This is a genomic window from Dapis brunnea BLCC-M229 (genome assembly GCF_050015995.1).
In the GTDB taxonomy this organism is placed as follows: Bacteria; Cyanobacteriota; Cyanobacteriia; order Cyanobacteriales; family Microcoleaceae; genus Trichodesmium.
In genome coordinates, this window is the sequence record NZ_JBNHEP010000094.1 from 52,251 (window position 1) to 63,475 (window position 11,225).

At 33.9% G+C, this 11,225-nt stretch carries 11 protein-coding genes; 4 read left to right on the forward strand and 7 right to left on the reverse strand.

The genetic code is table 11. The annotated features are described in order from the left end of the window. Positions 1 to 62: 62 nt before the first annotated feature. Positions 63 to 1,454 carry an asparagine--tRNA ligase gene (gene asnS / locus ACP6PM_RS10830; protein ID WP_426584466.1) on the forward strand — a complete coding sequence of 464 codons (1,392 nt, stop codon included), beginning with the start codon at positions 63 to 65 and terminating at the stop codon, positions 1,452 to 1,454. A gap of 493 nt (positions 1,455 to 1,947) precedes the next feature. Here asnS and ACP6PM_RS10835 read toward each other — a convergent pair whose 3' ends face one another. From ACP6PM_RS10835 to ACP6PM_RS10865, 7 genes are all read right to left on the reverse strand, one after another. Continuing rightward, positions 1,948 to 2,889: a tetratricopeptide repeat protein gene (locus tag ACP6PM_RS10835; RefSeq protein ID WP_426584468.1), complete on the reverse strand. Its 942-nt coding sequence runs from the start codon at positions 2,887 to 2,889 to the stop codon at positions 1,948 to 1,950. A gap of 4 nt (positions 2,890 to 2,893) precedes the next feature. Beyond that, the gene (locus tag ACP6PM_RS10840) at positions 2,894 to 3,160 is read right to left on the reverse strand and encodes a hypothetical protein (RefSeq protein ID WP_426584469.1); all 267 of its coding nucleotides are present in this window, start codon (positions 3,158 to 3,160) and stop codon (positions 2,894 to 2,896) included. A 134-nt stretch (positions 3,161 to 3,294) separates the two neighbouring features. Then, the gene (locus tag ACP6PM_RS10845) at positions 3,295 to 3,546 is read right to left on the reverse strand and encodes a Uma2 family endonuclease (protein WP_426584471.1); all 252 of its coding nucleotides are present in this window, start codon (positions 3,544 to 3,546) and stop codon (positions 3,295 to 3,297) included. A 23-nt stretch (positions 3,547 to 3,569) separates the two neighbouring features. Then, a complete protein-coding gene (locus ACP6PM_RS10850) occupies positions 3,570 to 3,845 on the reverse strand; it encodes a hypothetical protein (protein WP_426584473.1) in 276 nt (91 codons plus the stop codon). Beyond that, the gene (locus tag ACP6PM_RS10855; protein ID WP_426584475.1) at positions 3,836 to 3,970 is read right to left on the reverse strand and encodes a hypothetical protein; all 135 of its coding nucleotides are present in this window, start codon (positions 3,968 to 3,970) and stop codon (positions 3,836 to 3,838) included. Before ACP6PM_RS10855 ends, ACP6PM_RS10850 begins: the two co-directional genes overlap by 10 nt. A gap of 402 nt (positions 3,971 to 4,372) precedes the next feature. Further along, positions 4,373 to 5,278 (reverse strand): ATP-grasp domain-containing protein, encoded by a 906-nt coding sequence (locus ACP6PM_RS10860; RefSeq protein WP_426584477.1) that lies wholly within the window; start codon positions 5,276 to 5,278, stop codon positions 4,373 to 4,375. Between the two features lie 1,664 nt (positions 5,279 to 6,942). Then, positions 6,943 to 8,070: a hypothetical protein gene (locus tag ACP6PM_RS10865; protein ID WP_426584478.1), complete on the reverse strand. Its 1,128-nt coding sequence runs from the start codon at positions 8,068 to 8,070 to the stop codon at positions 6,943 to 6,945. Between the two features lie 98 nt (positions 8,071 to 8,168). Here ACP6PM_RS10865 and ACP6PM_RS10870 point away from each other — a divergent pair, with 98 nt between their 5' ends. The 3 genes from ACP6PM_RS10870 (at position 8,169) to ACP6PM_RS10880 (ending at position 11,175) form a co-directional block, all read left to right on the forward strand. Then, complete coding sequence (locus ACP6PM_RS10870; protein ID WP_426584480.1) at positions 8,169 to 8,930, forward strand: DUF1995 family protein; 762 nt, start codon at positions 8,169 to 8,171, stop codon at positions 8,928 to 8,930. 280 nt (positions 8,931 to 9,210) lie between these two features. Further along, positions 9,211 to 10,017 carry a metallophosphoesterase family protein gene (locus tag ACP6PM_RS10875; RefSeq protein ID WP_426584482.1) on the forward strand — a complete coding sequence of 269 codons (807 nt, stop codon included), beginning with the start codon at positions 9,211 to 9,213 and terminating at the stop codon, positions 10,015 to 10,017. A 462-nt stretch (positions 10,018 to 10,479) separates the two neighbouring features. Then, entirely contained in the window at positions 10,480 to 11,175 is a 696-nt protein-coding gene (locus ACP6PM_RS10880) for a TrmH family RNA methyltransferase (protein ID WP_426584484.1), read from the forward strand. Positions 11,176 to 11,225: the final 50 nt, after the last annotated feature.

Here is an 11,225-nt window from a genome sequence, read left to right on the forward strand (position 1 = left end):
CGGACATGATATAATACCAAAAATCAATCAAAATAGCAAGTCTGATAGACAGGATTAAATCAATGACAAAGCAACGAATTGCCGAAATATTAAGAAGCGGTCAACCTGATGAAAAAGTGACAATTCAAGGATGGGTACGCACTAAGCGAGAATTAAAAGAATTTGCTTTTGTTGAAGTTAATGATGGTTCATGTTTAGCTAATTTGCAAGTAGTATTAAATCCCGATCTACCAAATTATCAGGAAAGTTTGCAGCAGATGAATACAGGTGCCTCAGTAGAAGTGACTGGTATTTTGGTAGAGTCGCCAGCAAAGGGGCAAAGAATTGAACTGCGGGGGGAAAGTATGCTTGTTTACGGTGATGCTGACCCTGAAACTTATCCTTTGCAAAAAAAACGTCACTCTTTTGAGTTTCTTCGCACTATTGCACATTTGCGATCGCGCACTAATACTTATGGGGCTGTTTTCCGAGTCAGAAATGCTTGCGCGACCGCCATACATCAATTTTTTCAAGAAAGAGGTTTTTTGTGGATTCATACTCCTATTATTACTGCTAGTGACTGCGAAGGTGCAGGGGAAATGTTTACTGTTACTAGCTTAGATTTAAACAAAATTCCTCTCACAGAAAAACAAGATATTGATTTTAGTCAAGACTTTTTTGGAAAGTCGGCTTTTCTAACAGTTAGTGGGCAGTTAGAAGCCGAAATTATGGCAACTGCTTTTAGTAATGTGTATACGTTTGGTCCGACTTTTCGAGCAGAAAATTCTAATACTTCTCGACATTTAGCTGAGTTTTGGATGATTGAACCGGAGATGGCTTTTTGTGATTTGGAAGGGGATATGGATTTGGCGGAGGAATTTTTGAAACATATTTTTAAATCTGTTTTAGAAAGTTGCCCAGAGGATATGGAATTTTTCAATAAACGGATCGATAAAACTGTTTTGGAAACAGCGGATACGATTATTAATAATAATTTTGAAAGGATTAGTTACACTGAGGCTGTTTCTTTGTTAGAAAAGACGGATAAAAAGTTTGAATATCCGGTAGAGTGGGGTTTAGATTTACAGTCGGAACATGAACGTTATTTATGTGAGGAGTTATTTAAAAAGCCTGTCATTGTAACTGATTATCCAGCAAAAATTAAGGCTTTTTATATGCGGTTGAATGATGATGGTAAGACGGTTAGGGCAATGGATGTTTTGGTGCCGAAAGTAGGAGAAATTATTGGTGGTGCCCAGAGGGAAGAACGTTTAGATATTTTGGAAAGAAGGATAGATGAACAGGAGATGAATAAGGAGGAGTTATGGTGGTATTTGGATTTACGCAGGTATGGTACTGTGCCTCATGCCGGGTTTGGTTTGGGATTTGAAAGAGTGGTGCAGTTTATGACAGGAATGGGGAATATTCGAGATGTGATTCCTTTTCCAAGGGCGCCTTTAACGGTGGATTTTTAAAGTTATAGCGCTAGGGAATAGGGAACAGGGAAAAGCATACTTTAAAAGGGGTTTCAGGATTTAGAAATGTCTTAACCTTAATGTGTAGCTCTAGATATTAGATATCAAATCTGCTTCCTTTGGAGCGTTATGAGAAACCGAGTGTATGGAAAGTAAATGTTAGTATGGTGGGGTATTTAATAAACCCGGTTTCTTTGCTTTTTTAGTTGTAAAATCAGAAATAAATTAGCTTAGAGATAAGTAGGTAAGTGAGAAAATTTACAACTACGTCATTGTGACTGGAACGGAGTGGAGGGAAGCAATTTCAAGGGTTTTGACTATATCAACATTTGATTAAATAGTAAGTAGAGCAAGCTAAAAAAAAGAGGTTACATATTGAGCTAAAAAATGCCTCAAAATACTGATATACCTCAATTTTGAGCTAATTGACAATTTGATACATAACGCACAAAATTTATCACGCTCTACTTAAGGTTTATTTAAACCTATCTACTTATGGATAAATTATGGTTAAATTTCTCTGTGTATTTTTGAGCTTTTCGATTACTTCATTAGCTTTAATATCATAGTCTTGATTTGGGTTTCGTTTGTGAAATTTAATTAATAAGTCTATGTAAAATTGATAGTATTTTTGAACTGTAGTGAAATAGGATGGAGGGAGGTTCGTAGCGATCATTTGTGTATTAAGTTCTTCGATAATTTTGATAGCTGATTCGATTTTTGTTAATGCTTCGTTTAATTTACCTTGGTAGTATTTTAGAACTGCTAAATTATAAAGAGTATTGGCAACACTCTGTCGGTCTTTAATTTTTTGGGATAAGTCTAGAGATTGGTTGAAGTAATCTAGTGCGGTTTGTTTTTTTTCTAAAGCATTGTAGACAAGACCAATATTATTCAGAGTCATAGCTTCCCCTGGAACACTTTGCATTTTTTTGAACAAGTCTAGGGATTGGTTGAAGTAATCTAGTGCAGTTTGTTTTTCTTCTAAAGCATTGTAGACAAGACCGATATTATTGAGAGTTATGGCTGCCCATATTTGGTAGTTTGTTTTTTGATAAAGTCGTAGTGCTTGTTCAAAAATTTCTATTGTTTGTATTTTCGATGTCTCTGTTTCTTGTTTGAATAGTTTATTCCCTTGTCGATATAATTTATTTGCTTTGAGACTGAGTTTTATCTCTATAAAAATTATTATTACACTCACAATTACAGAGAATATTAATAGATAAAGCATGATATTATACCAAATCCGGTTATAAAAAGTATCTTTTTGAAATTCCTCTCTAACCCTTCTGCCTTCTGCCTTCTGCCTTACCCTCATTATAAGGCTCTCGTGTAAACCGGATTTAGTATTACCTAACGTCAGATTATTCGCATCATGCAAAATGACTGATAAGATTAATAATACAAATACAGAAGCAATAACATTAAGTAGCATTAAACTACCGATAAGTAATACAAACAAAGTTAGTTTGTAACACTTTTTCGTCGTCTTTTTTGAGAAAATGAGCTGCGGTTAGCACAGTACAAACATCAGTTTCTCCAGATACAAAAAAAACAGTTATATCTTCAGATTGATTTATAGAGGATAGTTTGACAATACTCGGTTCTAGTCGAGAAGCAATTTTTTCTGATGATAATTCTCTAGAACAATTTGTCAGAGTTAGTGCTAGGAATATTAGACCAAAGATTATTGGTAAAAATTTCATCTTTTTCAGAAGTTGAGAAATCTGATTCTTACCATTATACTTACAATTACAAAAATTAATAATTAACAATTAACAATTAATAATGACCTCTTCTGTAATAGAAGGATTTGGTTAATTAATGTTGAAAATTTGTATTAATCTCCCAATATTTCATCAACAGTAAAAGTTACATTAGGCAAAGCTTGAATTGTCAAAGTTTCACCGCGCTGAAGACTCTGCACAGTCTCATAACCATTCGCAGCAGGTTGTCGATAAACTTCCAGACATTTTTGAGGAAGATTCACCAACCAAACTTCAACAATATTATTCTCAGCATATAAGGGAATTTTTATTTCTTGGTCATATTTAACTGTTGTATAGCAATTCCCAAAAAGCGTGAGATACAAAATTCCCTGGTTTTAGGGAACACTTAACTGGGAAAACTTAACTGGGAATAGGAAGTAGGGAGTAGTAATTCTGGTTCCGTAGGAATAAATAAAGAAGAAAAACAACTGTACCTCATTAGCTTGGGAAACGCTATATCTGACACTTCTATGAGGAGAAATATATCTTCTGGTTGAGGATGTTGAGTCTGATAAAAATCTTGCCGTCGTTGCAGCAAACTGATGTCTGGTTCTGGTTCAGAATTATCATTCAATCTCACAGGATTTTGAATTCTCACAGTAACAGTTTTTGCTAAACGCAAAAGAATAGTTCGTTAATACGGTCTACACAAGCTGCGTGATGAAGACCAATAGGGGACATTTTGACAATTTCTCCTCGGATTAGTTCTACTCGTTCATTTTCTGTTAATACTCCTGTTTCCAGCATTTTATAATACTGGTCTACAGTAAATAATACTGGTCTACAGTAAATAGTCGTCGCAATAATTGTACAGACATTACCAACTCCTTGAAAATAGTTACATTAATTTGTTTATATATAGCAATTAGGAATGATTTTGATAGAATTTAAGAACGACTAAGATAAATCAAAATCCTTTTATATTCTGACTCCTGTAAGGGCGATTCGCGAATCGCCCCTACGACTCCTGACTCCTAATTACCACTAAAATCTTACACCTGAAATATGATTGCTATATAACAGTTATATTTACAATAAATAGACCTCTCCGGAAAAGAGGGAGTAGGGAGTAGGGAGTAGGGGGAAAGAATTGATGATAATTGATTTGATTTTTTATTATCACCAGATGTCTAATATTCTGACTTAACTTTAACTTGTTAATAACTCTATCAAGTCCTCAGTTATCGGACAAGCTGTTTCCCTTTCAAAATGAAGAAACATCGGACTAAAATTTGCCTCAAGAAAAATATATTCTCCATTAGGTTTAAATCTCCAATCAATACCAGTCCATTTCAAACCAAATGCTTTGGTAATAGCTAAACATTGTCTTTTTATATCCTCTGGTGTTTCTAAATAGATTAATTTTGCTCGTTTATCTTCCCTAAAATCTAAGGAACTACTCCGAATTTCAGCAGAATAAACTTTTTCTCCAATAACATAACTACGAATATTAGTACCGGGAATATATTCTTGGATAGTTACAGGAGAAACACTTAAAGCTAAATTCATTCGATTGATTTCTAGATGTTCTTTCGTTAAAAGCTGAGTATGAGAACCACCATAAACAGGTTTAAAAATTACATCCAGATAAGATTGAGAGAAATTGATAATTTCCTGAGCATCATTAGTAACTAATGTAGCTGGAATAGTTACACCTATTTTTTTCGCTAAACTTAATTGTAATGGTTTCTCCTTATGAAATTCATAAGCTTCCCAACCATTCACCCATTTCTCTGGTTGAGACTGCATAAAAGAGCGTAACAAACCAGTTGCATCATTAACTGCTATTGTCTGCTGATATGAATCATTTAATTGAGGAACATTTACTCCAGAAAAAGTCCGCCAAAAAATTTTATTTATATCTGCTAAATCCCATTTTCTGCCATCTGGAAATGTTAAACATCCTGTATGAGTAATAGGTTGCCAAGAGATTTTTAATTTAGTCGGAAATAAACGAGTATCTAAATAATCAACTGTTATTCCTTTTGCGGTCAGACATTGTTTGAGGTGAGCAGCATGAATATCTTCATCACTACCCAGAATTAAAATTTTCATAAGTTAATCAAATGCAATTTTTCTAAATAGACATCTTCAGAAATTATATAAGTATTATCCCAAACTCCTGTAGAGATTTTGCACAAGTTATAGTATTTAAGTTTAAATATGAAACTATTTGTTACATATCTATTGTTTGAAATAATCCTCGAAAATTAGTATCACTAAAAGTTATCATATCAAATGTGCAAAATAATTCTACTTATTAATCTCTCCATTTTCCTATCTCCATATCAATTATCGGTAGCAAATATTAACCTATTCCATATCATATCTTACAATCTTACTTTAAACTTTTAACTTTTGACTTCAGTGAAACGATATTACTTACAGCGGATTCCAGGTTGATGAGGTACAGTGACACTAAATTTTTAAATAGTTTTTGAAGTATAGAATAAAGTTTTCATGTCTTTAATCAAATCTACTAGAATCACTGTACCACACTTACATGGAATAGGCTGTAAATTACCTTTGTTAGTCATCCTAAAAATATTTTTTCCTGCTGTTCGTAAAAATCTCTTATACTAAACAGGATTTAGTAAGACCACAAATGAGTAGGTATAGTGTAACCAGTACTAATCTGTTAATTTTTTAATTTCATCCGTCATAGAGTTGAGAAGACAACATCTTTTTTCTAGAACCATTTCCAGTTGCTCAATTGTTTCAAAATTAAACTAATCCCCATAATCTCTCAGCAGGCTGTAATTCAGGTTTGGAAAGCCAAGCTTGAAGAATTTAAGCAATTAGAGCAGTTAGGAAAAATTGATTTATATTACTTAGATGCAGTGGGGTTTAGTATGATTCCTTAGGTTCCTTATGGCTGGCAAGATATCGGAGAGTACTCAAGGATTCATAGTCCCCATAATCGTCACCTTCTCAATGTTTGAGGAATCATGAATCCCCAGAATTATCTGGAAAGTTATGTTTCAACTCAGACAATTAATTCTGATGTAATTATACCAAATTCAAAAAGTAAGGCTATTCACCTTACCTCCTGACTACTGACTACTGACTACTGACTACTCCAAACCTAAGTAGCTCAAGTTTAGAAAATTGGTATTATTTCTAGTATATATGGTTTTTTCCTACTATAAATAAACCCACAGTGATTGTTGTATATCGATCATCTATTTATACAAGTGATGGGATTTTTGATAAATTTGAAGAGTGGTCGGAACTACAAATTACTATATTTAGTATGAAAATCTTATTTCTTTCCCTTTGCCTACTTATACAAAAAATTTATTATTTTTCATCATATTTCTAATACCAAATTCAAACAAGATAGTTAAATAGAGTTACAGTAAAATCCTCTGGAAAAACTATTACACCACTTTTTGAATTGATGAACTAAAAAGTTTTATATCATGTTCTGATAATTAGGTATAAATAAACTTTAAGTTTGTAGTTTAGCTTTAATGCTCCAAATATGTCTCTGGCACTAAAGCGCAACTACGAAGTCCTATTATAAGTATTTTACTAAACATGATATTAGAGTTTTAGAGAACAAGGAACAGGAAACAGAAAGTAATATTAAAACTGTACCTTATTATCTGCTAAAACTGCTGTAAGATATTTGCACTCCTCCTAATACCTAATAACTACCCAACAATACAATGTTGCTACATTGGATGAAATTAGTATCATTAATTCTCCTCAATTAATTAGAGAAAATTAATCCTCAAATTATCTAGAGATTGCACCTGTTCTATAATTGCAATTAAATCTCCTGATAGAGTAGATATATTAACCGAGTTATTAAGAATTTCAACACTATAATCATCCATAGTTCCTGGTAACTGAATTTGGTCAAAAGCAACATCAAAGTTTTTAATTACAGCAAAGTCTAAATTTCCAAAGCCAAGATAAAAAGGTACTCCTTCAGAAGAACCAAGTATAAATTTGTCTGCTGTGTTGACTTCTGAACTACCAATTAATATATCAATTTCTCCCACACCTAAATTATTAGGAATTATTCGATCATTGATTACATCATATCCCAAAGTATTAACACCAACAATTCTGGTATTGTTGCCAAAAGCAGTAATAATATCATTGCCATTAGTACCTGTGAAAAATCCTATACGTTGAATTTCAAATTCTCCAAACTGAACGTAATGTTCTAAACCAGAATTCAATTCTCCTCTATTGATAGCAACATTAACGCTAGGATAAGATTGCCGATAAATCTCTTCATTGAAATCTCCACCTTCTTCTCCTAATGCAAGAGTAGTCACCCCACCTTCTTCTCCTATTGCAAGAGTTGTTGCTATTCCTTCTTCTGTTCCTACTTGAGTGATAATCCTATCATCAGTAATAATAGGAGAACCACCTTCTTCTCCCAATGTCTCAGTTGTAGCACCATCACCACCTTCTTCTCCCACTGCGAGAGTGGTAGGTGTGGGTACAGGAGCAAAACCACCTTCTTCCCCTATTGCTTGAGTAGTTCCTACTCCTGGAGGTAAAGCTATTGGAGTAATCCCAGCTTCTGCTCCCAACGTTGCAGTTGTTGGTACAGGTGAATTACCGCCTTCTTCTTCCGTTGCTACAGTTGTGGGTATAGGTTCACTCAAACCACCTTCTTCCCCTATTGCAAGAGTTGTTGCTATGGGGTCGCCACCACTTTCTGAATTATCAAAAGCTTCAGTTGTATTACCACCCTCTTCTCCTAATGCAAGAGTAGTTATAGGTACAGTGGAGTTATTAGGAAGAGGATTTCGTTCAACTTGACTTGTTTGTAGAGATTTCAGCAGTTCCGGAGTTGATTTTCCAAAAGGATGATTTTGTGTCATATTTTCTCCCAGTTCAACTTTATACTTAATATGGAAAATAACGAAGATATTACAATCTTCCCTGACTTCCCAGGATAATCTAGTAAATATTAATATAGATGACTAAACTACCCAATGACATAAATGAGGCGATCGCCCAAGCAATGGAAGCGACTAAAGCAGCTCTTCAAGATGGTTATACTAGACTCCAAATTGAGATAGTTGTTCCAGAGATTGAACTTCAAGCTCAATCTCTGGCAAAAGAATTTATTCCTGCTTTACTTGAAACAACTACTCAGCTCAAAGTCTTTTTTCCCGACACCGGAGCAGCAGCTTTAGCTAGACGAGATTGGCAAGATGTGACATTTAAAATAGAAGATATTGGCACAAGTAGGTCTCCAGTTGATACAAAAGTTGAACCCGAAGACCAATGTTTTTTATTAATAGCACCTTCTGCTGTAGAAGTGGCCCAAGCTGAAAAATTATCCAATCTGGCTGGCGATCGCCCAGTTGTGATGTTAATCCCCAGATTAGAAGATGTCTCTATCGTGGGAATTGGTTATGCAGCACGTCAACTCCGGGAAAGATTTATCAAAACTCTTGAATCTTGCTACTATATCAGGTCTTTTGGTGAGGGGGCCTTATATCGTTGTTATCCTTCTCCTTGGCAAGTTTGGCTTGAAGAAAATGGCCAGTATAAATTAATTGCTGAACAACCGGAGAAACCAGTGGGAGATCAACTAGATATGATTTTAGCTGAAGCTACTGGTACAGCTAAAATAGATAACTCTAGTTCATCCTCTGAGACAATAACTGCTCCGCCAAAACGGAAAGGATTACTAAGCGAAATTCAAAAATTCCTGCGTGCTTTAAGTAACTAAGTGTTAATACTGAATGTATTGAAGGTATTTTTAATCTGAAAATTACCGACCTAAATTTATTCAGGGTAAAATTTCTATAGAATTAGTTAAATTCTAATAACCCTGAAAATTAGGGTCGGTTAACCTCAGAAATTATATGGTAAAATATACAAATTAAGTTTAATATTGGGTGCTTGAATTAAAAAAATTTAATTAAATTTTGATGAAATTGTCACAAAGTTAAGATTTGTTCCTTGAGTACAAAGTTAAAGTGTGGTAGTAAAAATTATCAGCAGCAACAATGAACACCAGACGAATTATTATTGGAGACATACATGGGCATTATGATGGCTTAATGGCTTTGTTAGAGGCGATCGCTCCTGGCAGAGATGATATGGTATATTTTCTAGGAGACTTAATTGATAGAGGTCCGAAAAGTTCTCAAGTAGTAGCATTTGTCAGAAATAGCCCCTATCAGTGTATCTTGGGGAACCACGAACACATGATGATTAAAGCTCTCTCAGATACAGAAGTAAAGCATGAAGCATGGCAAAGTTGGTATCATAGTGGTGGTATTGAAACTGTGGAAAGTTATCGAGAGACAGGAATTATGCCTTATGATGATTTAGAGTGGATGCGATCGCTACCTCTATATCTAGACTTAGAAGATATTTGGTTAGTTCATGCAGGGATAAATCCCAAACTACCTATTCAAAGGCAAGCACACCATGAATGTTGTTGGATTCGCCATGAATTTCATTCTGTGGACAAACCCTATTTTTCTGATAAATTAATTATTATAGGTCATACTATAACTTTTACTTTCGATGATGTTGAGCCGGGAGAATTAGTTTGTGGAGCAGGTTGGCTGGATATTGATACCAGTGCATATCATCCTCGAAGTGGGTGGCTCACAGGATTAGATGTTGATAATAATATTATTTATCAGGTTAATGTTAATAATAATCAAACTAGGAAACTTCCCTTAGATCAACTTGTAAAACCTTATAAACCTAGGCGAAAATTAAGAGAAAAAATGCAAGAGCGTTTCTCTATGAGAAAAAATAACCAAGAACACCTTAAAGTAAATAATTATCAGCGATCGTAGCAATTTTTATCTATAAATATTTGATTTATGAAAAAAATATTTGGGAATTACGGGAATGGGAAATAGCCAACAGAGATAAGATTCAATAATGGATAATGGATAATGGATAATGGATAATTGATAATTACTTTTCCCTAAAAGGAAGAGGATTGAATAAAAGGAAAATTTTTTCTTGTTTCTCCTTTAAAGGAGAGGCTTTCAACATTAATTATTCAGTAAAATAAATCAAAATTCAAAATTTTAAAGTAAGAAAAAAAGGAAGGATTTAAGCCGCGGAAATTTTTTAAGAATATATCCAGTAAGGTCTGTTTTGATTGTAAGTAGCAAATGCGATAACTGTATAACAGGATTTCATCTAAAACCATAAATATATGTATTTCCCGAGAGTAGAAAACTACTGTATTATCACTTTCCTTATTTATTCCTGCTTATCTGGTAGTTTATAGTTGAGATTAATGGTGAATGGAACTAGAAGAAAAACAACAATTAATTACTTACTTAAGTCAATTTGTTACTATAGCACGTCGGGAAAAAATTTTATCAGTTTTGCAGCAAAGAACCCGCCACATAACTGTCATTTTAGAAGATATTTATCAACCCCATAATGCTAGTGCTGTGCTGAGAAGTTGTGACAGTTTTGGCGTACAAGATGTACATATTGTAGAGAATAAAAATATTTTTACAATTACTCAGGGTGTTACTATTGGTTCAGATCGTTGGTTAACATTATATCGTTATAATCAACGAGATATAAATAATACAGAGGAATGTTTAAAGAAACTAAAAAGTGAGGATTATATAATAGCAGCAACAACTCTCCATAAAGAACAGATAACTATTGAACAATTATCTGTCAAGAAAAAAGTAGCGTTAATGTTTGGTTCAGAAATTAATGGGTTATCAGAATATGCTCACAACAATGCAGATGTATCAGTAAAAATTCCGATGGTGGGATTTAGTGAAAGTTTTAATATTTCTGTTAGTGCTGCTCTATGTTTATATGATGTAATGAACCGCCTCAAAAAGGAGCATAATAATTGGGAATTAAGCAATACAGAAAAATTAGATTTGGAATTAGATTGGTTGCGAAAATCGATTAAAGCTGGGGAACTTATTGAGAAGAAATTTTTCAGAGATATTTATCAAGTTGAAAATTAAAATAGAGAGTAAGCATTCAGCTATCAGCTATGAGTTACAGCAGGTTCTGA

Excerpts from the sequence above, each read along its gene's own strand:
- asnS (WP_426584466.1), top strand. The coding sequence starts at position 63 with ATGACAAAGCAACGAATTGCCGAAATATTAAGAAGCGGTCAACCTGAT.
- ACP6PM_RS10835 (WP_426584468.1), bottom strand. The coding sequence starts at position 2,889 with ATGCTACTTAATGTTATTGCTTCTGTATTTGTATTATTAATCTTATCA.
- ACP6PM_RS10840 (WP_426584469.1), bottom strand. The coding sequence starts at position 3,160 with ATGAAATTTTTACCAATAATCTTTGGTCTAATATTCCTAGCACTAACT.
- ACP6PM_RS10855 (WP_426584475.1), bottom strand. The coding sequence starts at position 3,970 with ATGCTGGAAACAGGAGTATTAACAGAAAATGAACGAGTAGAACTAATC.
- ACP6PM_RS10860 (WP_426584477.1), bottom strand. The coding sequence starts at position 5,278 with ATGAAAATTTTAATTCTGGGTAGTGATGAAGATATTCATGCTGCTCAC.
- ACP6PM_RS10865 (WP_426584478.1), bottom strand. The coding sequence starts at position 8,070 with ATGACACAAAATCATCCTTTTGGAAAATCAACTCCGGAACTGCTGAAA.
- ACP6PM_RS10870 (WP_426584480.1), top strand. The coding sequence starts at position 8,169 with ATGACTAAACTACCCAATGACATAAATGAGGCGATCGCCCAAGCAATG.
- ACP6PM_RS10875 (WP_426584482.1), top strand. The coding sequence starts at position 9,211 with ATGAACACCAGACGAATTATTATTGGAGACATACATGGGCATTATGAT.
- ACP6PM_RS10880 (WP_426584484.1), top strand. The coding sequence starts at position 10,480 with ATGGAACTAGAAGAAAAACAACAATTAATTACTTACTTAAGTCAATTT.